A 25,532-nucleotide genomic window follows, 5' to 3' on the forward strand; every position below is an offset into this window, starting at 1 on the left:
ATATTTAAATAATAAAACAAAAAAAGGCCAGCTTTTTTAAAGGCTGGCCTATGGGTAACCAAAAGCTAAAAACAGAATCGTTTTACGCGTTTAGTGCCTGTTCTAAATCGGCTAGGATATCGTCAATATGCTCAATACCTACAGATAAACGAATCATCTCTGGTGACACACCAGCTTGTTTTTGTTCTGCTTTGCTCAACTGACGATGAGTCGTCGATGCTGGATGGCAAGCCAATGATTTTGCATCGCCAATGTTCACCAAACGTTTAAAGATTTTCAAAGCATCATAAAAACGCACTCCTGCTTCATAACCGTCTTTTAAACCAAACGACAAAATCGCAGAAGGCTTACCTTTCATGTATTTTTCGGCGAGGTTGAAGTGTGCTGAACTTGGCAAGCCGGCATAACTCACCCAACTGACTTTGTCATGCTGTTCCAAGAATTCAGCCACTTTGAGTGCATTCTCAGTATGGCGTTCCATACGCAGCGGTAACGTTTCTAGCCCTTGCATAAGCATAAATGCATTCATCGGTGATAATGCCGAACCGGTATTACGCAATGGTACGGTACGCGCGCGCCCGATAAATGCCGCCTCACCAAACGCTTCGGTATACACCACGCCGTGGTAAGAAGGTTCTGGTTGGTTGAAAACAGGAAAGCGGTCTTTGTACTGCGCCCAAGGGAATTTACCGGAATCCACAATCACGCCACCTAATGTGGTGCCATGCCCACCAACGTATTTAGTGAGAGAGTGAACTACGATATCCGCACCAAATTCGATGGGTTTGCAAAGCACTGGCGTCGCAACGGTGTTGTCCACAATCACAGGTACGCCTTGTGCGTGAGCAAGCTCCGCCACACGTTCTAAATCGATGATATTACCTGCAGGGTTACCAATGCTCTCGCAATATACCGCTTTGGTATTTTCATCAATTAACTCGGCCAAACTTTCTGGCTTGTCATCTTTGGCAAACTTCACCTGAATACCCTGATTTGGCAGCATATGCGCAAACAAGGTATAAGTACCGCCATAAAGTTGCGGCGTAGAAACGATGTTATCGCCCGCTTGCGCTAACGTCAGAATTGCATAGTTAATCGCTGCACTCCCCGCACTCACGACCAACCCTGCAATGCCGCCTTCTAACGCCGCCATGCGCTTTTCCAGAACGTCGTTAGTCGGATTCATGATGCGAGTGTAGATATTCCCCGGTACTTCCAAGTTAAACAGATCAGCGCCGTGCTGCGCGTTATCAAACTCGTACGCGACCGTTTGATAAATCGGTGTCGCGACAGATTTAGTGGTAGGGTCAGTTTCGTAACCAAAATGGATGGATAGCGTTTCGTCTTTCATTTTCTTCCTTGAGCGTCATCGAGATAAATCGTGGACTTATCATGCCGATTTTTTAACCACAGAACCTCGTTATGGGTCACATTGCCCAAGTCCAGAAACGTTTATGAAATGGGAAAAGGTAACATTTTTGATATTCATCGATAGGTATAACTTGCGCTTGATTGAAAGTCTTTAATCTTGTTGATAATCCTCCTTCAATATGAACTAAAGTGAATGTGACCTATTGAGTTCTCAAACTCATTGAGATGGGGGCAATAGGCAAAAACCTTACTCTGTATGGAGATGACCGATGAACAAAAACTGGATCCCTATTGCCCTCTCTGGGCTTGCTTTAACGGGGTGTTTTTCTGAAGAAGCGAAAGAAGTAGAAGCCGTCGCCGAGCCGCTAAAAGTAACCGCCGCAGACATAATTTATTATGGTGGCGATATCCTAACCATGGCTAGCGATAAGCCAGAGTACGCCGAAGCCGTCGCCACATTAGGCGAGAAAATCATTTATGTCGGCAGCAAAGATGGAGCGATGGAACACAAGTTCGGTAAAACACAGTTGGTCGACTTAAAAGGCAAAACTATGTTGCCTGGCTTTGTTGATCCGCACAGTCATGTGTATGGTGTTGGTCTGCAAGCCATGGTCGCAAACGTGCTGCCATCTCCTGATGGCGAAGCCGATACCGTTGCGAAAATCATAGAAACTCTGAAAAATGCCGAGAACAATAATACGCAACGCCTATTCATTGAGAAAACCGGATGGATTTTAGGTTTTGGTTACGACGACGCCCAACTGGATTACTACCCTACCAAAGCGGATCTCGATAAAGTCAGCACAGATAAGCCTGTATTAATCATCCACACTTCGGGGCATTTGAGTGTCGCGAACAGTAAAGCGTTAGAGCTAGCAGGTATCACGGCAGAATCGGAAGATCCAAAAGGTGGCATTATCCGCCGAATGGAAAACAGCCAAGAACCAAATGGTGTTCTAGAAGAAAACGCGCACTTTGCAATGCTGTTCAACCTCAATAAGTTGATTGATTCTGAACTTCAAGATCGCATGTTAGAAGCCTCGCAAGGTATGTACGCGAAATATGGCTATACCACGGCTCAAGAAGGACGAGCAACATCAGAAGGTTATGAAGCGATGAAACGCGCGTCGAAAAACGACAAACTGATGATCGACTTGGTTGCGTACGCCGATATGGTATCGAGCAGTGATTTTATGGACTCGGAATACAACACGCCAGAGTACACCAACCATTTCCGCATCGGTGGCGTAAAGCTGAACTTTGATGGCTCTCCACAAGGTAAAACGGCATGGCTAAGTCAGCCTTACTTCCACCCACCACATGGACAAGATAAAGACTACGCTGGCTACCCAACTTTCGAAGATCAACAAGCTTACGATTACGTAGAAACAGCCTTTAAAAATGAATGGCAAGTGCTGACGCATGCCAATGGTGACGCGGCGATCGAGCAATTTATCGATGCGGTAACCAAAGCAAATGAAAAGCTAGGAAAGCAAGACCGCCGACCTGTTCTCATTCACGGCCAAACCATGCGCCAAGACCAAGTAGATCGCTTAGCTGCGCAAGGCATCTTCCCTTCTCTATTTCCAATGCATACTTTTTATTGGGGTGACTGGCATGTGGACTCGGTACTCGGCCATCCTCGTGCCGATTTCATTTCACCAACTCAAGCGGTGAGAAAGGCGGGGTTAAAATTCAGTACACACCATGACGCACCTGTGGCGCTGCCAAGTTCATTCCGAGTATTAGATGCGACCGTCAATCGCACCACCAGAACCGATAAAGTACTGGGACCAGATCAGCGTGTTGACACGTATACCGCGCTGCAAGCCATGACCATTTGGCCGGCTTACCAACACTTTGAGGAGTCGTATAAAGGTTCTATCGAGGTGGGTAAGAATGCGGATTTAATCATCCTCGATAACAACCCGATGAAGATTGAACCTAAGGCGCTAAAAGACCTAAACGTGGAAGAAACCATCAGCCGAGGCGAGTCGGTTTATCAACGACAGTAATCCAAAATAAAACACCGCCGTCATCGAGGCGGTGTTTTCTATCTGACTCACCAAGCACTATATCTATTTACTCTCCACTTGCTGTAATAACCAAGTACGAAACTTGTTTGTGGACTGGCTTCGTGTGTTCATGATCAAGTAGTACCCTGCATTGGCTGGAACCGGCTGAAAGGGAGAAACTAAACGCTCTGTCGTCAATTCATCCTCAATCAGTGCCATTCGTGCCATCGCAATCCCAACTCCTGCTTCCGCTGCAGACATCGCCATATCCGTTCGATTAAAAAAGTGTCCAACATCGGTTTTAAAGTCTAATCCCATTGCTGACGCCCAATATAGCCACTCATAGTCACGCGTCGCTTTTTCCCATGGCATCGCATCGTGTAGTAGCGTCGCCTCCTGCCATTTCTTCACTGACATTGAGGATTCTTGTTCATCAAAAGGCACTTTTAGCCAACCATGATCCTCAAGGTACTTCGGACTCATTACGGGCAGCAGTTGCTCATCCAAAATCAACTCCGCGTTAGCATTTCGGTAAGGATGAAGACCATAGTCTATCGCGACGTCATAATCTTTTATCTCACTATTCACTAACGCCCCTTCCGCGAAGATTTGCACTTGGATATCCGGGTTCTCGTGATGAAAACTTTCCAGCTTTGGGACTAACCATTTAAAAGCAAAAGAAGGCGTTAATTTTAAGCGGATCTCATTGGTGTGCTTTTCTACTTTGAGCTCATCAAGCAGTTTGCTCAGCTCAGAAAAGTGAAACTGCGTTGCTTGGTGTAACTGAGTGCCTTTAGCGGTTAAACGAATACCGCGGGAATGGCGTTCAAATAAAGTAAAACCTAATAACTCTTCCAAATGAATAATTTGTTGGCTCACGGCTCCCGTAGTGAGGTGCAAAAACTTAGCCGCGCCAGTAAAGCTGCTGTGTTCCGCGACTTGGCTAAACAGACACAAGCCACTTATTAAATTACTTCTCATCCTTGAGCCTATAGTTTTTCTAAACGCTGTATGTAATTTATATCGATTGTTAACAAAAGGTAAAGAAAAGAAACTAACCACTCAGATAAATGTGTGGAGTACATCAATGGAAGTCATCGTATTAGGCAGCGGCGTCATCGGCTTAACCTCTGCTTGGTATTTATCTCAAGCAGGCTATCAAGTTACTGTTATTGACCGTCAACCAAGCAGTGCAATGGAAACAAGTTTCGCCAATGCTGGGCAGATCTCGTACGGCTATTCTTCGCCTTGGGCTGCGCCTGGTGTTCCTGTTAAAGCCATAAAGTGGTTAATGGAAGAGCATGCTCCACTCAAAATCAAACCAACCCTCAATGCCGATATGATCAGTTGGGCAAGTAAGATGGTGGCCAACTGCACCCTGTCTCGCTACCAAGTCAACAAAGCTCGCATGCTTTCGATAGCTAACCACAGTCGTATGTGTCTGGAACAATTACGTCAAGAACATGCCATTGAATATCAAGGTCGCCAGTTCGGCACCTTGCAAGTATTTCGAACGCCTCAACAGCTGCAAGCCATTGAAAAGGATATGCAGCTTCTAGAGCAAAGCGGGACTCGGTTTGAGTTGATGGACGTAGAACGCTGCATTGAACAAGAACCTGGACTGGATCTTGTGAAAGATAAACTGGTTGGTGGCTTGCACCTGCCAGATGACGAAACAGGCGATTGCTATCAGTTTTGCCAACAACTAACAGAACTCGCTAAGGCCCATGGCGTGAGGTTCGAGTTCGACACCGAAGTAAGCAATTGGGTTACAGTAGGCAAAAAGATCATAGGTGTCCAAACGAATCGAGGACAGTTTAAAGCGGACCAATATGTGGTTGCCTCTGGCAGCTATTCTACAGCGCTACTCAAGCAAATCGACATTGAGATTCCTGTCTATCCAGTAAAAGGCTATTCGCTCACCATCCCAATGGAAGATGAGCACTTCTCTCCTCGCTCTACTGTGATGGATGAAACCTATAAAGTCGCCATGACTCGGTTTGATGACAGAATTCGCGTAGCGGGCACCGCAGAATTAGCAGGGTTTGATGCCTCCCTTCCGCAAAAACGAAAAAACACCATCGAAATGGTCATCCGTGATCTTTTCCCTCGCTGCGGCGACTTTAGCCAAGCCGAGTTTTGGAGTGGCTTTAGACCAATGACGCCTGATGGCACACCGATTATTGGCGCAACTAAATACGATAACCTTTTTACTAACACCGGACACGGCACTCTGGGTTGGACTATGGCTTGTGGTTCTGGTCAATTACTAGCGAGCATTATGACTGGTGAAAAAGCGAAAGTGATGGATGACACAGAGCTTAACCTTTGCCGTTATGCATAAGGACATATCTGCATAAAAAACAAACAGGCCTTTACTCCACAAAATGCATATTATTTGGCATTTTTAACTCATCAAATGTGCAGCACATTTTAATGACAATGTGCTGCATATTTAATCATCAGACAAATCTTCTACCTCAAAGGAGCAAATAAGCAACAAGAACTAAATTTTAACAATCACTCTCCATTCTGTGTTCACCATCACGCTACAAAGGATTTATAGCCAAAAAAGTTAACAATTGCATTACATAAAGGGTAATGTATTGTGTGAAAAACAACCACAAACACAACTAACAGGGAAAATACTCATGCAGTCATTAGTTGATTTTCTGAATGGAATTATTTGGAGCCCGGTACTGATCTATTTGTGCCTTGGTGCAGGTTTGTTCTATTCAATCATGACGCGTTTTGTACAAATTCGTCACTTCTTTGAGATGTGGCGCTTATTACTTTCAGGGAAGAGTTCAACAAAAGGGATATCATCATTTCAGGCACTTGCCGTTTCACTATCTGGCCGTGTAGGTACAGGTAACATTGCTGGTGTTGCTGCCGCTATCGGTTTCGGTGGCCCAGGCGCCGTATTCTGGATGTGGGTCGTTGCCTTCTTTGGCGCTGCAACCGCATACGCAGAGTCGACACTTGCACAAATCTATAAAGAAGAAGACGAAGGTGAATTCCGTGGTGGTCCTGCTTACTACATTGAAAAAGCAATGGGACAAAAATGGTACGCTTGGATCTTCGCTATCGCAACCATCTTTGCATGTGGTGTTCTACTTCCAGGCGTTCAATCGAACAGCATCGGTAACGCAGTAGAAGCAGCATTTGGCTCAGGTGACATGATTGAAACCGCTATTGGTACCTTCAGTTTTGCTAAAATTTTCACTGGTACGGTTGTCTGTGTCATTCTGGCCTTCATCATCTTCGGTGGCGTAAAACGTATTGCGAACTTTACCCAAATCGTTGTGCCATTTATGGCGCTGGCTTACATCATCACTGCATTTGTCATCATCCTTCTAAACATTGGTGAGGTTCCACGCATTTTCGGCATGATCATTGGTGACGCGTTCACACCAATGGCAGGTGTTGGTGCGGCAATCGGTTGGGGTGTAAAACGTGGCGTTTACTCCAACGAAGCAGGTCAAGGTACAGGTCCTCACGCTGCAGCTGCAGCGAGTGTTGATCACCCAGCTCAGCAAGGTCTTGTTCAATCTTTCTCTATTTACATCGATACACTACTTGTGTGTTCAGCAACCGCGTTTATGATTCTTATCACTGGCGCGTACAACGTAAATGGTGCAGTTGAAGGTACGTTCCTAATTCAAAACCTACCGGCTGATATTGGTGCGAATGGTCCTGTATTTACGCAAATGGCGATCGAAAGTGCGCTACCTGGTGTGGGTAAGCCATTCATCGCAATCGCACTCTTCTTCTTTGCGTTTACGACCATTCTGGCTTACTACTACATTGCAGAAACGAACATTGCTTACATTCGTCGTACATTCAAAGTAAATGGGCTGATGTTTATTCTGAAAGTCATCATTATTTCATCCGTGTTCTACGGAACCGTGAAAACCGCCAACTTAGCCTGGGCGATGGGTGATGTAGGTGTAGGTCTAATGGCATGGCTTAACATCGTCGGTATTTTGATCATCTTCTTTATGTCGAAACCAGCTCTCAAAGCATTGAACGATTACGAAGAACAACAAAAACGTGGTGTGACCGACTTTACATTCAACCCTGTAGCGCTAGGCATTAAAGGCGCAGATTACTGGGAAGATAAGTACAAGCGTAAAACGGGTAAGGCACCAACGGCAGACAACAGTACTACAGAAACTGTTGAACAACCATCAACATAGCCTTAACGCATAAACAAGAAAAAGCAGTGGTCCGTTTAAGGGCATAAAAAAGGGGATTAACCATTGGTTAATCCCCTTTTCTGCATTATGTGTAAAGGATTAAGCAGCGACAGCTTCTACTTTACGAGCGATTTTTGCTTTACCTACAGGTAGAACTTCACGACCAAATTCGTTGTTTAGTACTTGCGCCATTGCGAAGTAAATTGCACTTGCGCCACAGAAGATACCTTCGAAGCCAGCGATAGCACCGATCACTTCGCTACCAGTGAAATCACGAGCAGCAAGCAAGAAGAACAGGATAGTTAGAGAACCAAATACCACTTGCTTCGCTGTTGGGTAGCATAGAGAACCAATGAACATGAAACCAGTGAAGATGCCCCAAAGCGCTAGGTACCAACCCATAAAGCTTGCTGGGCTTGCAGGAAGACCCATATGAGGCATTACGATCAAGCCTACTAGTGTTAGCCAAAATAGACCGTAAGAAGTAAACGCAGTTGTGCCGAACGTGTCGCCGCGTTTAAAGCACATGATGCCAACGATTACTTGGCTAAGGCCACCGTAAAAGATGCCCATCGCTAGAATCATAGAGTCAATTGGGAAAAATCCTGCGTTATGAATATTGAGCAGAATAGTGGTCATACCGAAACCCATTAGACCTAGCGGTGCTGGGTTAGCCAGTTTTGTCGACATGTACAAATACCTTTTTTCAAAAATGTTGATAAAAAATGCGCGCGAATTTTAATGGGCCCCAGAACAAAAGAGAAAAACTGTTATTGAAAACTTAGATTCCATAAATAAGCAACCGCTCAAATAAAAAAAGACCCCGCTAAAAAGCAGAGTCTTTATAGATGGTTAGACTACTTTTCAATCAACTACAGGCAAGAGATCTCGTCCCAGAACCAGTTACTTTGCGTTGGGCTTTCCCACACTCCAGGGCCGTTTTTTGCGACAAAGCATTTGTTTTGGTACGTCACTTTATCGCCGTTAGCGACTTGCGTTACGCCCGGCTCCCACTGAATAAAATTACCTGTCACTGGTGGCTCCGGTTCTGTGACGGGCGGTTCTGGCTCAGTCACTGGTGGTTCAGGTTCCGTTGTAGGCGGCTCTGTCGGAGTGCCTGAGACCAGCTTCCACGGGTCGCCTTTCGTTGGCTCATTACCTTGTGACCACCATTTCGCTTCGTAAACAGCACCTTGGTAAGAGACTTGATCACCAGTGTTGTACACTTTGCTTGCATCCCAAGCTGCCACGCCACCTACAGGCGGATCGACCGGATCTACAGGATCTAACTTGTCAACCACACGAACTTCAGGCCAACCCGCATGAGATTGGTAGAAGTTAGTTACGCACTTCTCGTAATCACCCGCAACTAGCGCAGAGTAAGCCGTTTGGAAACCAACCAACTCACATTCAAACGAATGGCCTCCAGGGCGATCTGAGTAGTATTTCCAGTTACCATCCCAGTTGGTGTAAAGCACGTCTGTCGCACCATTTAGGTTCAGACTGCCGTAAGGAGTCTGCTGCCAACAAGTGTTTGTTTCATCAGCTTCAATTGGAATTTGATAATGGGCGGCAAGACCTTCCCAATAACGAATACGGTTAACAGGTTGACCTTTATCCTTGTTTTGCTCACCACACTCAATACCACCATTGATCACGTTGATGGTGGTACCAAAGCCGTAACCAATGCCAGCATCAAGCTCACGCTGTGAAGGCACCCAAGTACGGTCAATCACATGCAGCATTGCTGGTTTCGGTGCTTGTGGAGTTAGGAAGAACCAGATAGCCGATGCCAAGTTCAGCCATGAATCCGCAACCAAGCCTGGATTTTTTAGCAATACAGATGCATCACCATCAAACATCACTTCAGAGAACGCGCCATAGTTAAAATGGTAAGAAAGCTGTTTAGCACCACGTCCAAAGTAACCTTGTCCTGGTTCACATGGCCAACGCTTATTTTGCCAGTCATTCTGACCACAACCGGTCGTGTAACCTTCTTGACCTTCTGACCAGCCCATTTCACGCACATGAACCAAAGCTTGCTGCCACTCTTCCAATCCAAGAGGGTTATCCGATACGTTATCAATCGAAATATGACCACCAGTTTCCTGCGCAAAGTGAGCAAAGGCTGTCACGATCGATTTTTTACAAATCGCATCCGAATCTCGCCCATCCGTGTACTCACCACAGAATGCAAGGAACTTACCAATTGCACGTAGGAAACGCGTGTAAGTGTATTCAGGTGCCGCCATTTGAGTCAGGAAGTCCCACTCACTTTCAGGGAACACACGCTCTACACGCTTCACGTTTTCTGGATTGGTTGCCGCTCCAGGAACAATCGCCTCCACCACTGAGTTCGGGCGCGTCTCTAATGCTTGTGACCAAATGGCATACATAGGGTCAGAGGTTTTGCTTTGCTCTACGGCTTGAACGTCACCACGAGCAATGACATAGCCGTTTGGATTCTGCGGATCGGGCTGGATATTCATACTCGCATTCGCTTGTGCAGCTAGGACACAACTCAATGCAAGAGGAATATGTTTGAGTGCAAACATGTCTAGTCTCCGGATTTCAACAATACAATATACAAGGAATAACTAGACATATAGTGGATCATATATGCAAAACGCCGAGCTAAGTGCGTTGATTCTGCGAGACAAAATGAATAAATAAGTCCTCGCACACATTTTGTCACAAGAAAAATGTTACCTTGACTCAAAAGAAAAGCGGAGACCCAATGAGCCTCCGCTTTATGATATTTCTATCTTTATTGTTCTGCCGAAACCACGTCTAGCTTCGCGGTTGATTTTTGTTTAGACAACACAAAATAAACCACACACTGGGCAACAATAGCGGCAAGCACAATCACTGGCGAGGCGTTGATTCCAGCTAAAAGGAAACACCCTAATGCAATCATTCCATTGAGTAATGCGTAAGGCAACTGTGTACGGAAGTGCTCATACTGCTCACACCCTGCCCCTGTCGACGACAAAATCGTCGTTTCAGAGATTGGAGAACAGTGGTCGCCAAACAGACCACCAGATAACACCGCACCAATACAAACTAACAATGGAGCATCAATCGCGACGGCCGTTGGGATCACTAATGGCATCATGATGGCAAACGTCCCCCAAGATGATCCCGTCGCAAACGAGATAATACCGGCCAGTAAAAACGCAACCGCTGGCAATAACCAGTAAGGGAAACCGGCTTGAGCTTGTTCAGCAATGTATGCAGCTGCACCTAATTCTTTCCCAACCGAGCTAAGCGCCCAAGCCAATACCAGAATCACCGCCACTGACATCATGTTTGACATCCCTTTCAGATAAACCTGAATACCATCCGAAAGCTTTCTTACGCCATAAAACGCCATCAGCGCAATTAAAGTGAAGGCCGCGAAGAAATATGCAGAAGAAAGTGCAGCCCTAAACGTTGATCCTGCCACTTTTTGAAATGGAAAACCGTGTGGCACGAGGATGGTACATAGAACCACTAGCATAACGAGCAAAGGCGCCCATACAAAACTAGATTTTGCATTTTTATGCGTAAATACATTCATAGACTCCTGCACTTTCCCAAAGTCGGAGCCCTGTTCTGCTAGTTGTTCAGCCTTCGCCATCGGTCCGAAATCTAATTTGAAGAAAGAGACAATCGGCACAATCGCGATCGCAAGAAAGGCGTAAAACTGATACGGGATCGCGCCAATGAAAGCATCCCAGCCACTCATACTGACATTCAGGGCAGTAAACTCTTTTTGAATCAATCCCATGATATAAACGCCCCACCCGATAAAAGGAATTAAGATTGCGACGGGAGAGGAAGTAGAATCGATAATAAAAGCTAATTTTTGGCGTGATACTTTTAACTTATCAAATAAAGGGCGAAAAACAGGACCAACAATCAACGGTGTACCAAGGTCAGAGAAGAAAATAACCACACCACCGAACCATGCGGACAGTTGAGCTTGGCATTTACTCGCAACCCATTGAGTAACCTTTTTAGCAAAAGCAACACCACCACCAGACTTTTCCATCAGCGCAACGAAACCACCAATGAACACTAATAATAAAATCACACCAGCGTTGTAGCTATCCGTAAGTTGCGGCAGTAGATAGCTTTTCATCAATGCACTAAACGAGTCTAGTGGCCCTTTTTCGACAAATGTCCCTTCGAGCATAGCGACACCACTCACCACACCCGCGAATAAACCAACAACGACATTTCTCGTGGTCAGCGCGAGGAAAAGAGTAATAAGGATGGGAATGAGAGAGGTAACTTCAGCCTGTTCCATAGCAATACCATTTATAATATTCAAACAATCAAAATGAATATATATCTAATTTTATCGCATATATATATCTCCTGTAAAAAAGTTGAGTCCCCTATTCACAAATTTGAAGCACAAAAAAACCAGCCCGGAGGCTGGTTCTTATAAACTCAACAGTCTAGAGGAAAATTATTCCCACTCGATTGTCGCTGGTGGCTTACCAGAAATGTCATAAACAACACGAGAAATGCCATCAACTTCGTTGATAATACGGTTAGATACCTTACCTAGGAAGTCGTATGGTAGGTGCGCCCAGTGTGCCGTCATAAAGTCGATGGTTTCTACTGCACGCAGTGATACAACCCAGTCGTATTTACGGCCATCGCCCATTACACCTACAGAGCGAACTGGTAGGAATACCGTGAACGCTTGAGATACTTTGTCATATAGGTCTGCAGCGTGAAGCTCTTCAATGAAGATAGCATCAGCACGACGTAGCAAGTCACAGTATTCTTTCTTGATTTCACCAAGAACACGAACACCTAGACCTGGACCTGGGAATGGGTGGCGGTAAAGCATGTTATAAGGCAGGCCTAGCTCTAGACCAATCTTACGTACTTCATCTTTGAACAGCTCACGTAGTGGCTCAACAAGACCCATTTCCATTTCATCTGGTAGACCGCCCACGTTGTGGTGCGATTTGATCACGTGCGCTTTACCAGTCTTAGATGCCGCAGACTCGATTACATCAGGGTAAATCGTACCTTGAGCTAGCCATTTCGCGTTTTTCAGCTTCTTAGACTCTTCATCGAATACATCTACGAATACGTGACCGATAGTCTTACGCTTCTCTTCTGGGTCAGACTTGCCTTTCAGAGCTTCAAGGAAACGATCTTCTGCATCAACTTTGATGATGTTTAGGCCGAACTTATCGCCAAACATATCCATCACTTGTTGGCCTTCGTTTAAACGAAGTAGACCGTTATCGACAAATACACACGTTAGCTTGTCGCCAATTGCGCGGTGCACCAGCATCGCAACAACAGATGAATCCACACCACCAGATAAGCCTAGGATAACTTCGTCGTCACCCACTTGCTCTTTAATGCGAGCAACCGCGTCTTCGATGATAGATTCCGATGTCCATAGACGCTCACAGCCACATACGCCAAGAACAAAGTTCTCAAGCATTTGTAAGCCACCTTTTGTGTGTGTCACTTCTGGGTGGAACTGAACGCCGTAGTATTTCTTCTCTTCGTTCGCCATTGCCGCGTAAGGACAAGTGTCTGTCTCACCGACTTTGACGAAGTCTGCTGGAATTTCTACAACTTTGTCGCCGTGGCTCATCCAAACGTCTTGAGTCGCTTCAAGATCTTTAAATAAGGCACATTCACCAGAAACTTTAACCTGAGCGTAGCCAAACTCACGTTCGTTAGAGCCTGCTACTTTGCCACCTAGTTGTTCCGCCATAGTTTGCATGCCGTAACATACGCCAAGTAAAGGAACACCAGAATCAAACACATATTGAGGCGCGCGTGGAGAGTTCTCTTCCGTTACGCTTTCTGGACCACCAGATAGGATAATGCCATCTGGGTTGAATTCGCGAATATCCGCTTCTTCTACATCCCAGCTCCATAGTTCACAGTAAACGCCGATTTCACGTACGCGGCGTGCTACTAATTGAGTGTACTGAGAACCGAAGTCCAAGATCAGAATACGTTGGTCATGGATATTTTTAGTCATTTTGAGCAGTCTTTTTAAGGCTAAGTGATTAAAACCGAGGCGAGTGTACTCGCCTCTTCTTAATGCTTCAAGGAAAAAGCAAACGTTTCCGTTAGGTAATTAGTTCCCTAGACGGTAGTTCGGTGCTTCCTTAGTAATTTGAACATCGTGTACATGAGACTCTTGCATACCAGCACCAGAGATACGTACAAATTCAGCTTTCGTACGCATATCTTCGATAGTTGCAGAACCAGTTAGACCCATGCTTGAACGTAGACCACCCATTTGTTGGTGTACGATCTCTTTTAGACGGCCTTTGTATGCGATACGACCTTCGATACCTTCTGGTACTAACTTGTCCGCTGCGTTGTCAGACTGGAAGTAACGGTCAGAAGAACCTTGAGACATTGCACCAAGAGAACCCATGCCTCGGTAAGACTTGTAAGAACGGCCGTTGTATAGAATCACTTCACCCGGCGCTTCTTCAGTACCAGCAAACATAGAACCAACCATCACACATGATGCGCCCGCTACGATTGCTTTACAGATATCACCAGAGAAACGGATACCACCGTCAGCGATAACCGGAATACCATAATCATTAGCCACTTCTGCCGCATCTGCGATTGCAGTGATTTGTGGAACCCCCACACCCGTTACAATACGAGTTGTACAGATAGAACCAGGGCCGATACCAACTTTCACTGCGCTTACGCCAGCTTCGATTAGTGCTTTAGCACCAGCACCAGTTGCTACGTTACCACCGATGATGTCTAGATCTGGGTAAGCTGCACGTGTTTCACGAATGCGGCTTAGAACACCTTCAGAATGACCGTGTGAAGAGTCGATAAGTAGAACGTCAACGCCAGCTTCAACAAGTGCCGCAACACGCTCTTCGTTACCAGCACCAGCACCAACTGCTGCGCCAACACGTAGGCGACCACGCTCATCTTTACATGCGTTTGGTTTACGTTCTGCTTTGTGGAAGTCTTTCGCAGTAATCATACCGGTTAGTTGGAACTCATCATTCACAACCAATACTTTCTCTACGCGAGCTTCGTGCATTTTCTCTTGCACTTCTTCTCGTGTTGCACCTTCTTTAACCGCTGCCAACTTCTCTTTTGGCGTCATTACTGAAGATACTTTCTTAGAAAGGTCCGTCACAAAACGAACGTCACGACCAGTGATAATACCAACAAGCTCATTGCTCTCAGTGACAACAGGGAAACCTGCAAAACCATGCTTTTCAGTGAGTGCAACAACATCAGCGATGGTCGCGTCAGGGTTTACAGTAACCGCGTCAGTTACCATACCAGCTTCGAATTTCTTAACTTTACGAACTTCGGCTGCCTGCTGCTCAATAGACATGTTCTTGTGGATAAAGCCAATGCCACCCTCTTGCGCTAGCGCGATCGCTAGACGAGCTTCAGTAACAGTGTCCATAGACGCTGAAATCATTGGGATGTTTAGGGTGATGTTCTTAGTTAGCTGAGTGCGAAGATCAGCTGTGTTTGGGAGAACGGTGGAGTGTGCTGGCACAAGTAGTACGTCATCGAATGTCAGCGCTTCTTTGGCAATTCTTAGCATTTGCAATATCTCACAATTAGAGGAGTAAAAAGAACAATCCAATCTCATCGTTTCGCATAATGAGGGTAACCTGTGTTAGCAACAAGCTACATTTGGATTAGATATTGCGGAGGGATTATACGGTTAACGCAATCGCTTGACCACAAATTTTTTAATTTTTTTCTTGCAATTACCCCCTTGCTATGTACTATATTTCCGCTAATTTCCATACTCACGTCTAAGAGATTAGCTGTGCTCTCCAAGACCAATCAAAACATCTTTACTGTTTCTCGTCTCAACGCAGAAGTTCGTTTACTCCTTGAAAACGAAATGGGGATCGTTTGGCTCGTCGGAGAGATATCCAACTTTTCAGCTCCTGTCTCTGGTCACTGGTACCTCACTCTTAAAGACTCTCGCGCTCAAGTGAAATGTGCCATGTTTCGTGGTAACAATCGCCGCGTTACTTTCAAGCCCGCTAACGGTAATCAAGTCCTAGTAAAAGCTCGTCTTTCTCTTTATGAGCCTCGCGGTGACTACCAATTGATCATCGAAAGCATGCAACCGGAAGGTGACGGCCGTCTTCAGCAAGAGTTTGAAGAGCTGAAAATGAAGCTTGCAGCAGAAGGGTTGTTCGCTCAAACCAATAAGCAACCTTTGCCTGAACACCCAAAACGTGTTGGCGTCATCACATCGAAAACTGGTGCCGCACTTTACGATATCTTAGACGTATTGAAACGTCGTGATCCTTCCCTACCCGTTGTGATTTATCCGACAGTAGTACAAGGTGAGGACGCAGCCATTCAAATTGCACAAGCCATTGGTCGCGCTAACAGCCGTGATGAATGTGATGTGCTAATTGTGGGCCGAGGTGGTGGTTCATTAGAAGACTTATGGTGCTTTAACAACGAAATTCTTGCTCGCACGATTGCTGCAAGCCAAATTCCGATCATCAGTGCAGTTGGTCATGAGGTTGACGTGACTATTGCCGACTTTGTAGCGGACATGCGAGCGCCGACTCCATCAGCGGCGGCTGAATTGGTAAGCCGCGATAACAGCCACAAAGATCAAGCTTTGGTGACTCGTCAACATAAGCTAGCCAGTGCAATGCGTTACTACCTAGCGCAGCAAAAACAGCAATCAGCTCAACTTATACACCGTTTAGAGCGCCAACACCCAAGCTATCGCTTGCAACGTCAGACGCAACAGTTAGATGAGTTGGACATGCGCTTACAGCGAGCGATGAGTCGTTTTATTGCCTTGCGCCAACAGCGAATCGAGCGTCAACATTATCGGCTGCAATTGAATTCTCCTGTAACACGCCTTGGCGAGCAGAAGTCGAAGCTAGAACGTGTTGAGCAAAAGCTCATGGATGCAATGGATCGCAAATTACTGACTATGCGCCATCAACTCGCGATTGCTGCAGAGAAGTTAGACACCGTCAGCCCACTAGCGACATTGAAACGAGGTTACTCAATTACTCAAACTGAGCAAGGTAAAGTAATTACGCAATCTTCAGATGTTAAGTCGGGAGATGTATTGATTACTCGATTAGCCGAAGGCGACGTTCGTTCTACCGTTAACTGAATACAAACTCTGGTTAAGTGACTTTCTGGAACTCAAATCGGACACGTGATTTTGATTTGAGTTCATTACACACATTACAAAAGTAGCTCGCAGCACCGCATGCTTGCAGCTTCTCCAGCTCCGCCTCACAATCAGGGCAAAAACCTACTTTTTTAAAATCCGATTCACACTGTTCACAATGGTATTGTCCTGTCCATTCCAGTTCGACGTTGCAAGTCGGGCAAATGTTCTGCTGCATATCCCGTTCCTCTCTCTAAACTAAGCAATTTCGAGTAACGCATGCTACTCAAAATAACGAACAAGTATGTTGATCTTCATCACCGCCCCAACAAGTTTCACGAGGCGCTAACCATACTTGATACGTAGGATCTTATACTGATCGTCTGATATTTACTCCTTGATCAGCGATCACCCCTTAAAAGAATATTTATATAACCACACACCGAAAGCATAAGTTACATATTCTGCATTCCAATTTAAGGCAGGATAAAAATCCTTAATTTAATTTAATTAAACGGGGAATCAGAATTTAATAAAAAGATCTTATTCAGAAAGCCGCATTTACATTGGTGTGCATTTCGATAGTTTGAGCGTCGAGCTCAACGAGTTTAACTTGGATAAAAGCAAACTCATTTAAATGGCTCGCATGCGTTCCACCACAAGGGATTACCGCTAATTGACCTTCCCCTAAATCGCACTTCCAATAGCGAGAGTCAGTTAATCTATCGCCGAGGCATTCCATGGTGATCATCGCATCTCTTTGAAGCCATTCAACCAGTTGGCCATTCACTTTTTCTGCAATCGCCTGGAGGTCATTCAGCATATTTGCACTGTTTAATCCTCTTTTACGGAGTGTTTTGCCTAAACGGTACGTATCGAGGCACTTGTCTGGAGTGACATAACTCGTAACTTGCGCATAGCTATTAAAGTCATAATAACCATGTGGGTCTTTGCGGTCTGCGTCTTTTCTCCAGTAGCCTTCCGCTAGCACTTTATTCAACGCCAAATACGCTAAGTGTCCTGCACTATGGCCTCGGCTCAAAGCGTGTTGGTAATCCTTATCTACCGCCAATATCACCAAATCATCAGTAACAAGTGATTCCGTACGCGATATAACATGCACGACGACAAACACCCAACCTTCAGCATCACGCTTTACAGGGATGTCACTACCCACATACAGCGCACCACTTTCCTGTTCCACTGCTCCAACTTGGCAATCTACCACGTCATGCTCAGCCCCATTCACCTTCAACGTTCCTTTGTCTGCAGGGTGATCCGGCCATATGTGACTAACGGGATGGAACGGCGTGACATCTGTAATAACGTAAGTCCCTTCTTCCGTAGATTGAACGAGCTGTATTTGTGCTTCTAATTGCCATGTTTGATGACAAAAACGAGTCTTTGTTGCTGTGATAGTCATTTTTACGATTACTTTTGATAAAAAAATACCCAAGTAGAAACTTGGGTATTCGAATTTCATTATTTATTGCGGTTTTTCACCATCGACATCATACGCTTACGTTTACGCTCTTGTGATAGCGTAAGCTTATTCGTACGGTTCTCGTATGGGTTATCACTGTTGTGGAAGTTAATGCGAATCGGTGTTCCCATAATTTCCAGAGACTTACGGAAGTAGTTCATCAGATAACGTTTATACGAATCTGGCAATTCACGAACCATGTTACCGTGGATAACAACGATCGGTGGATTGTAACCACCTGCGTGTGCGTATTTGAGTTTGATACGACGACCACGAACCATTGGCGGCTGGTGATCATCCACTGCCATCTTCATGATACGCGTCAGTACTGACGTACCCACACGCGTTGTCGCCGAGTTATATGCTTCTTGGATAGATTCAAACAAGTGACCAACGCCAGTACCGTGCAGCGCAGAGATAAAGTGGATACGCGCGAAGTCGACGAATCCTAAACGGCGGTCCAGTTCTTTCTTCACGCTTTCTTTCACGTCACTGTCTAGGCCATCCCACTTGTTAACGGCGATGACAATTGAGCGGCCAGCATTCAGTGCAAAACCAAGCAAGCTTAGGTCTTGGTCTGAAATATTTTCACGTGCATCAATCACCAGTAGAACGACGTTTGCATCTTCTACCGCTTTCAGCGTCTTAACAACAGAGAACTTTTCAACCGTTTCATTGATACGACCACGACGACGAACACCTGCGGTATCAATTAGTACGTATTCGCGTCCATCACGCTCCATCGGGATGTAGATAGAATCACGCGTTGTACCAGGCATATCGTATACAACTACACGTTCTTCACCCAGAATACGGTTAGTCAGTGTCGATTTACCTACGTTAGGACGACCGATGATCGCCAACTTAATCGGCTGCTCTTGAAGGCGCTTGAATTCAGCTTCTGCGTCTTCTTCAGTGTAATCTTCAACAAGAGGCTCTTCGTCTTCGAATCCAGTCAGGTCTTCAATCTCACCTTCTTCAGATTCACTTGTTAATAGATCATCAAAGAATGGAGATAAAGCACGCTCAAGCAAAGCGGTCACACCACGGCCATGAGCGGCCGCAATCTGATACATATCATCCACGCCGAGCTGCCAAAAATCAGCACACGCCGCATCGGCATCAATACCATCTATTTTGTTTACCACCAGCATCGCTGGCTTTTCAATTTTACGCAGATGCGCAGCAATTGCTGCATCTGAAGGAGTCAGACCAGCACGACCGTCAACAAGGAACAATACAACATCAGCCTCATCAATCGCGGCTAATGACTGTTCTGCCATCTTTGTTTCCACGCCTTCTTCTGTGCCATCAATACCGCCGGTATCAATCACAATGAATTCGTGCTCTTCACCAAGTCTCGCCTGGCCATACTTACGGTCTCGCGTTAGGCCTGGAAAGTCCGCAACCAACGCGTCACGAGTGCGAGTCAATCGGTTAAATAGTGTAGATTTACCTACGTTCGGACGCCCTACTAGAGCTACAACAGGTACCATAACAACCTCTACAATAATCTTTCTTCTGTAGTTATAGGTAACGACTTGCTCGATGCCAAATCAAACCAGCTTTTTACCTATAACCACGTCAGGGTTAATAAATTCAAACAACAAAACGGCTCCTAGCTGTCACCAGCCAGGAGCCGAATGTGAATTATATCACGATATTATTCGTTAATGGTTAGTTTCTTTACATCGCCGTTGCGAGTTGTAATCACATAACCATCCGACAATAACGTCGGGCCAACGGCAAAGCCGCTATCATCGATAAACTGCTGCGCAACAAATTCGCCCGTTGAACGATCCATCCAGTGAAGGTAACCAAGCGTGTCACCGACAACGAGATAATTGCCGACAATAACTGGCGCTGTAAGTTGTCGGTGCTCAAGCAAGCTGTTTTCCCACAACTCAGTCCCACTTCGTGAATCAACGGCAACAACATGATCTTTTTCCGTTATCACAAAGATGCGGCTACCATCTGTAGAAATGTCTGTTGCAGATGAGTAATTACGCTTCCAAATCGGGTTCGCTGAACGCAAATCAATGGCGATAAGTTGACCATTGTATCCAATGGTGAAAAGAGTACCGCCTAGCACAATTGGCGATGAATCAACATCAACCAAACGATCAATTTCTGTCGCGCCTTTTGGCGTACCAACAGGCTGTTGCCAAATCAGCTGACCACGCTCAACGATAGCAGCTGCGAGTCGGCCATTTGCCGTTCCCCAAAATACACCGCCGCCAATTGCAGTCGGAGTACTGTCGCCACGTAAAGTTAGGTTCGGCACTTCTGTACTCAATGCCCAGCGTTGCTCACCAGTACTCTCATTAAGGGCAATCAACATGCCTCGGCTAGTATTGATGATAATAAGGCCTGAGTCTGCAACTGGCTTCGCCAGTACCTCACCACCAACTTTTACACGCCAAACAATTTCACCTGTTTCTTGGTCAAGAGAGATGACTTCACCATTCTCAGAGCCAATGTAAAGGTTTCCGTATGCTGCTGTGATACCACCAGAGAGACGAGCAATGACATCTTCTTCTAGGTCCGTTTGCCAACGTTGTTTACCGTTTTCAGGATCCAGCGCTTTTACTAAGCCATCGCGACTTGCCACGAACAATGTATCATTCGCAAATACAGGGGATAGCTTTGAAAAGTAATGACCAACACCATCGCCAACCGATGTACTCCACTCACTACTGGTTGTAAACTCACTGTCTACCTGAGGTAGTGGCGCCATTACAATGGTATCTTTCTCACCAGCACAACCGGCAAGAATTCCCATTGTTAACGCCCCTAACAAGGCTTTGTCAAAGACTCTTTTCATCCAATGCGGTCCTTATTTCGCCAGATCGTCCAATTTCATTTGTAGTGTCGGGCTTGCGTCTGCCGCTTGCTGAGCTTCAGTATACGCAGCGTATGCGGCATCTTTGTCACCTTGGCGAATCGCAATATCGCCACGAAGTTCAGCAATACGACCTGTCCATGCTGCATCAGTGACGTTACTTAGCTCAGCCGTTGCAACGTCAAAGTTACCCATTTCCGTTTCAATGCGCGCAATGCGGTAACTAATCAATGGTAACAGCGCAGCATCTTGGGTGTTGCTTTGCGCCCACTTCAATTGCTCTAATGCAGCAGAAAGATCTTGAGCTTCAACTTGTGCTTTAGCAAGTTGTAGCGCAGCCAATACTGAATATTCTTTTACTTCATTTGACTCAATGAAAGCTTTCACGTCAGCTTGAGCATCAGTACCTTTATCTTGCAAAGCATTCATTGCTGTCGTGTAGCTTTGAGAAGCTGCTTCACTCGCCTGAATCACAGAATCCTGGTAGTAACGCCAGCCAAATAGACCACCTAAGCCAACAACCGCACCGATGATGACGGCTTTGCCGTTTTCCTTCCACCAGTCTTTAATGGCTTCAACTTGTTGTTCTTCAGTATCGTAAAGTTCCACTTCCTGTCCTCTTAAAACATGTAAATGGCAGCTTAGCTGCCATTGTTCCTATTTCGTTTAAAGGCTCCACATTTGGGAGCCTTAGCTTACGAACTAGGATGTAATTTTGTTAGATTACTAAAAGACTTAAATCAGTGCTGCGATCTTTTCTGCAACTTCTGCTTGGTTGTAAGTCTCTTGCTCACCACCGGCCAAGTCTTTCAGTACTACGGTATTATCCGCAACTTCGTTTTCACCCAGAACTAATGCTATAACAGCACCAACTTTGTCTGCACGTTTAAACTGTTTCTTGAAGTTACCGCCACCGAAGTGATTCATCACACGAACGCCAGGGATGGACTCACGAAGCTGCTCTGCTAGCTTCATTCCTGCCATCATGGTGCCTTCGCCTGCTGTTACTACGTAAACATCCACACTGCGACGAACGTCTGTTAGTTCTAGTGTTTCTAGCATCAGAACAAGACGCTCTAGGCCCATTGCAAAGCCAACTGCTGGTGTTGGTTTACCACCTAATTGCTCTACAAGACCATCGTAACGACCACCGCCACAAACAGTGCCTTGAGCACCTAGGCTCTCAGTGATCCATTCAAATACCGTGCGGTTGTAGTAATCCAGACCACGAACTAGACGTTCGTTAACTGTGTATTCGATACCTGCGGCGTCTAAAAGTTCACATAGACCTGCGAAGTGTGCTTTAGATTCTTCACCTAAGTAATCTGAAAGGCGAGGTGCATCACCTAAAATAGCTTGAACGTCAGGGTTCTTCGTATCCAGAACACGCAGTGGGTTCGTGTGCATGCGACGCTTACAATCTTCGTCTAGTACATCAATATGTTGCTCAAGGAACGCAACCAGTGCAGTACGGTAGTCTGCGCGGTCTTCTTGAGAACCGATAGAGTTCAGCTCAAGACGAACATGTTCATTGATACCTAGCTCACGCCATAGACGCGCCGTCATCATGATAAGCTCTGCATCAACATCTGGACCATTTAGACCAAACACCTCAACACCACACTGGTGGAATTGACGGTAACGACCTTTCTGCGGACGCTCATGACGGAACATAGGCCCCATGTACCACAGACGCTGTTCGTCACGGTTGATCAGGCTGTTTTGAATACATGAACGTACACAACCCGCCGTACCTTCAGGGCGAAGTGTTAGGCTGTCTCCGTTACGATCATCAAAGGTGTACATTTCTTTTGAAACGACGTCTGTCTCTTCACCAACAGCGCGGCTGAATAGGTTTGTTTCTTCAACGATTGGCATGCGCACTTCGTTATAACCGTATGCGCTAATTACATTTTTCACTGTGTTTTCTAGTTTCTGCCACAGTGGAGACTGAGTTGGGAGGCAATCGTTCATGCCTCGAATTGCTTGAATTGTTTTTGCCACAATACTTACCGTAATTCTCGTTGAGATTAATCTTGTACTTTAACTTCGATGCGGTTTTCGCCATTCATCATGGCTGCTTTCGCACGGATCTTAGCTTCTAGCTGATTCACAAGGTCATCGTTATCAAAGCGTTCTTTCTGGCGTTTACCATCTTCGTAGAATGCGCTCTTCTTGTTACTGCCTGCTAGACCTAAGTGAGAAACTTCTGCTTCACCAGGGCCGTTTACCACACAACCGATGATAGACACATCCATTGGCGTGATGATGTCTTCTAAACGTTGCTCCAGTGCATTCACCGTACCAATCACATCAAATTCTTGGCGCGAGCAACTTGGGCAAGCAATAAAGTTGATGCCTCGAGAGCGAATGCGCAGAGATTTAAGAATGTCGAAACCGACTTTGATTTCTTCAACTGGATCGGCAGCCAAAGAGATACGCAGCGTATCGCCGATCCCTTCAGATAACAGCATACCTAAGCCAACAGATGACTTAACAGCACCAGCACGAGCACCGCCCGCTTCTGTAATACCCAAGTGAAGAGGCTGATCGATTTTCTTCGCTAGCAGACGGTATGAATCCACCGCTAGGAAGACGTCTGAAGCTTTCACGCTAACTTTAAATTGGTCAAAGTTAAGACGATCGAGATGATCAACGTGACGCATCGCCGATTCAACTAAAGCTTCTGGCGTTGGTTCACCGTATTTCATCTGTAAATCTTTTTCCAAAGATCCACCGTTGACACCAATACGGATTGGGATGTTTTTATCGCGAGCACAGTCAACAACAGCGCGAATGCGCTCTTCATTGCCAATGTTACCTGGGTTGATACGTAAACAGTCAACACCGTACTCCGCCACTTTCAGCGCGATACGATAGTCGAAATGAATATCAGCCACTAACGGTACAGAGACTTGCTGTTTAATCAGTTTGAAAGCTTCTGCTGCGTCCATGGTAGGTACAGAAACTCGAACGATATCTGCACCGACTTTTTCTAGTGCTCGGATTTGAGCGACTGTCGCTTCTACGTCAGTCGTGCGAGTGTTAGTCATTGACTGTACGGCAATTGGCGCACCATCACCAATTGGCACATCACCCACATAAATACGCGTCGATTTACGACGAATAATTGGAGATTCGTGTTGCATAATTTTTTATAACGGTAGAGTGAATCTAGCTACTTTGCCTGAAGTATACCCAGAAAGGTCGACAGGTTCACTTGCAAATGTCATTGTAACCCCTTCCGGTGCGCCTAATATCACTTTAAACGGCGCTTTTCCGGTAAGTTCTACATCTTGTCCTGGTTTATGAGTACCACTTACCAGCGTTTTACCATTGGTGTCTTTTACTTGAATCCAACAGTCCGCTTTAAACTTCATAGTAAGAAGTGTCATGCCTTCAGGTACGACTGGCGCAGGCTGTTCCTCTTCCGCAGTTTCAATCACGGCAACAGGTTCTTCAGAATCTACGCTTGTTGTATTTTCAGTTTCAGCAAGCAGAGGGTCGCTACCCTGCTCGACTGGTACTTCACTCGTTTCAACAACATCATTACTTGTTGAAACAACTTCTTCAGGAGTACTTGCGATTAACTCCTCAGCCGTCATTAAATCGATATCAGCTAACTCTTGCGCTGTGGGCTTCGGCGCTTCAACACTTGAATCAGTAACTTCCTTCGTTAGGCTATTCTCTTGCTGGTTTTGCCACCACCAAGCTGCAGAAATACCAATAATGACCAACCCGATAACCCAAGTCAGGAGCATGATACGGCTATTGTGCTTCTCATCTTTTGTTTTGCGAGAGAAGCTCTGCATTTCAATTTCTTGCTCTTGTGGCTGTACATCTGCTGTCTGCTCTAACGCAGTCAAAACCATCTTCTCATCAAGGCCCACGAACTTCGCGTAAGAACGCAAGTAACCACGCGTAAATGTCGCAACTTGTTGAGACTCAAATCGGTTATTTTCAATATCTTCAATAACAGAAACGCGAAGCCTCAGGCGATCAGCAACTTGCTTTTGACTCATCCCAAGAGATTCGCGTTTGTTTTTCAGTAATGTGCCAGCTTCAATAGAAAGTGGCACTTCATTCGTATTTTCGTTTTCTGTCATAATGGTGGTATTTAATCTGTTTTAGTGGCTAACGTGGTTATGTATTTTCGTTATTGTTCTTAAGCCTCTTTAAAAGATAGCTAGCCTAAACGCGTTAACCAAAATAATAATTTTAAGAAACTCTCAGCGATTTGAGTGTGAATACCCGTTTTGCAAAAATCAGCAAAGCGTATGTGAGAAAATGCTGAGAATTATCGGTGTCATCGTTAATGTCACATATCATGATAAGCGAATGTGTAACGAAGACAAAAACTCTTTACACTCAAACTAACAGATAGCTCAAGCTTTTGTCCAAACTTTGACAAAGGAATTCGAAATTATACCCAAATAACCTCGAGTTGGAGAGTTGTCGTCATAAATTTTGGCAGAAATGCCCT

At 45.5% G+C, this 25,532-nt stretch carries 19 protein-coding genes; 4 read left to right on the forward strand and 15 right to left on the reverse strand.

Annotation, left to right across the window (positions count from 1 at the left end):
- Nucleotides 1-82 precede the first annotated feature (82 nt).
- A complete protein-coding gene (locus tag LIX84_RS19120; RefSeq protein ID WP_226421976.1) occupies nt 83-1,351 on the reverse strand; it encodes an O-acetylhomoserine aminocarboxypropyltransferase/cysteine synthase family protein in 1,269 nt (422 codons plus the stop codon).
- A gap of 289 nt (nt 1,352-1,640) precedes the next feature.
- Here LIX84_RS19120 and LIX84_RS19125 point away from each other — a divergent pair, with 289 nt between their 5' ends.
- Nucleotides 1,641-3,386: an amidohydrolase gene (locus LIX84_RS19125; RefSeq protein WP_226421977.1), complete on the forward strand. Its 1,746-nt coding sequence runs from the start codon at nt 1,641-1,643 to the stop codon at nt 3,384-3,386.
- 63 nt (nt 3,387-3,449) lie between these two features.
- On the opposite strand, the gene LIX84_RS19130 is transcribed toward LIX84_RS19125, so the two are convergent.
- Nucleotides 3,450-4,367 (reverse strand): LysR substrate-binding domain-containing protein, encoded by a 918-nt coding sequence (locus LIX84_RS19130; RefSeq protein WP_139059734.1) that lies wholly within the window; start codon nt 4,365-4,367, stop codon nt 3,450-3,452.
- Between the two features lie 106 nt (nt 4,368-4,473).
- Between LIX84_RS19130 and LIX84_RS19135 the strand changes: the two genes are divergently transcribed.
- Together LIX84_RS19135 and LIX84_RS19140 are read left to right on the forward strand one after the other, a co-directional pair.
- Nucleotides 4,474-5,730 (forward strand): D-amino acid dehydrogenase, encoded by a 1,257-nt coding sequence (locus LIX84_RS19135; protein WP_104971314.1) that lies wholly within the window; start codon nt 4,474-4,476, stop codon nt 5,728-5,730.
- Between the two features lie 307 nt (nt 5,731-6,037).
- Nucleotides 6,038-7,585: an alanine/glycine:cation symporter family protein gene (locus LIX84_RS19140; RefSeq protein ID WP_012842106.1), complete on the forward strand. Its 1,548-nt coding sequence runs from the start codon at nt 6,038-6,040 to the stop codon at nt 7,583-7,585.
- Nucleotides 7,586-7,684: 99 nt separating this feature from the next.
- On the opposite strand, the gene LIX84_RS19145 is transcribed toward LIX84_RS19140, so the two are convergent.
- The 5 genes from LIX84_RS19145 to guaB form a co-directional block, all read right to left on the reverse strand.
- Nucleotides 7,685-8,275, reverse strand: coding sequence for an acetate uptake transporter (locus LIX84_RS19145; protein ID WP_005391518.1), 591 nt, complete (start codon nt 8,273-8,275; stop codon nt 7,685-7,687).
- 182 nt (nt 8,276-8,457) lie between these two features.
- On the reverse strand, nt 8,458-10,140 hold the full coding sequence (locus tag LIX84_RS19150; RefSeq protein WP_226421978.1) for a chitinase: 1,683 nt from the start codon (nt 10,138-10,140) through the stop codon (nt 8,458-8,460).
- 212 nt (nt 10,141-10,352) lie between these two features.
- Nucleotides 10,353-11,876, reverse strand: a complete 1,524-nt coding sequence (locus LIX84_RS19155; protein WP_226421979.1) for a Na+/H+ antiporter NhaC family protein — start codon at nt 11,874-11,876, stop codon at nt 10,353-10,355.
- Nucleotides 11,877-12,041: 165 nt separating this feature from the next.
- Nucleotides 12,042-13,595 (reverse strand): glutamine-hydrolyzing GMP synthase, encoded by a 1,554-nt coding sequence (guaA, locus tag LIX84_RS19160; RefSeq protein ID WP_005391523.1) that lies wholly within the window; start codon nt 13,593-13,595, stop codon nt 12,042-12,044.
- A 99-nt stretch (nt 13,596-13,694) separates the two neighbouring features.
- Nucleotides 13,695-15,161 (reverse strand): IMP dehydrogenase, encoded by a 1,467-nt coding sequence (guaB, locus tag LIX84_RS19165; RefSeq protein ID WP_005391524.1) that lies wholly within the window; start codon nt 15,159-15,161, stop codon nt 13,695-13,697.
- A 231-nt stretch (nt 15,162-15,392) separates the two neighbouring features.
- Between guaB and xseA the strand changes: the two genes are divergently transcribed.
- Nucleotides 15,393-16,724 (forward strand): exodeoxyribonuclease VII large subunit, encoded by a 1,332-nt coding sequence (gene xseA / locus LIX84_RS19170; RefSeq protein WP_226421980.1) that lies wholly within the window; start codon nt 15,393-15,395, stop codon nt 16,722-16,724.
- Nucleotides 16,725-16,737: 13 nt separating this feature from the next.
- On the opposite strand, the gene LIX84_RS19175 is transcribed toward xseA, so the two are convergent.
- The 8 genes from LIX84_RS19175 to rodZ all read right to left on the reverse strand — a co-directional run bounded on the left by LIX84_RS19175 (nt 16,738) and on the right by rodZ (nt 25,155).
- A complete protein-coding gene (locus tag LIX84_RS19175) occupies nt 16,738-16,962 on the reverse strand; it encodes a zinc ribbon domain-containing protein (protein ID WP_226421981.1) in 225 nt (74 codons plus the stop codon).
- A gap of 309 nt (nt 16,963-17,271) precedes the next feature.
- Complete coding sequence (locus LIX84_RS19180; protein ID WP_226421982.1) at nt 17,272-18,147, reverse strand: alanyl-tRNA editing protein; 876 nt, start codon at nt 18,145-18,147, stop codon at nt 17,272-17,274.
- A 59-nt stretch (nt 18,148-18,206) separates the two neighbouring features.
- Entirely contained in the window at nt 18,207-19,703 is a 1,497-nt protein-coding gene (gene der, locus LIX84_RS19185) for a ribosome biogenesis GTPase Der (RefSeq protein ID WP_005391527.1), read from the reverse strand.
- A gap of 167 nt (nt 19,704-19,870) precedes the next feature.
- Complete coding sequence (gene bamB / locus LIX84_RS19190; protein ID WP_226421983.1) at nt 19,871-21,031, reverse strand: outer membrane protein assembly factor BamB; 1,161 nt, start codon at nt 21,029-21,031, stop codon at nt 19,871-19,873.
- Nucleotides 21,032-21,043: 12 nt separating this feature from the next.
- A complete protein-coding gene (locus LIX84_RS19195; protein ID WP_226421984.1) occupies nt 21,044-21,658 on the reverse strand; it encodes a YfgM family protein in 615 nt (204 codons plus the stop codon).
- Between the two features lie 126 nt (nt 21,659-21,784).
- Entirely contained in the window at nt 21,785-23,053 is a 1,269-nt protein-coding gene (hisS, locus tag LIX84_RS19200; RefSeq protein ID WP_005391530.1) for a histidine--tRNA ligase, read from the reverse strand.
- 26 nt (nt 23,054-23,079) lie between these two features.
- On the reverse strand, nt 23,080-24,198 hold the full coding sequence (gene ispG / locus LIX84_RS19205; protein WP_005391537.1) for a flavodoxin-dependent (E)-4-hydroxy-3-methylbut-2-enyl-diphosphate synthase: 1,119 nt from the start codon (nt 24,196-24,198) through the stop codon (nt 23,080-23,082).
- Nucleotides 24,199-24,204: 6 nt separating this feature from the next.
- On the reverse strand, nt 24,205-25,155 hold the full coding sequence (gene rodZ / locus LIX84_RS19210) for a cytoskeleton protein RodZ (protein WP_226421985.1): 951 nt from the start codon (nt 25,153-25,155) through the stop codon (nt 24,205-24,207).
- Between the last annotated feature and the right edge of the window lie 377 nt (nt 25,156-25,532).

Origin of the sequence: Vibrio sp. E14, assembly GCF_020515785.1 — a bacterium.
GTDB lineage: Bacteria > Pseudomonadota > Gammaproteobacteria > Enterobacterales > Vibrionaceae > Vibrio > Vibrio diabolicus.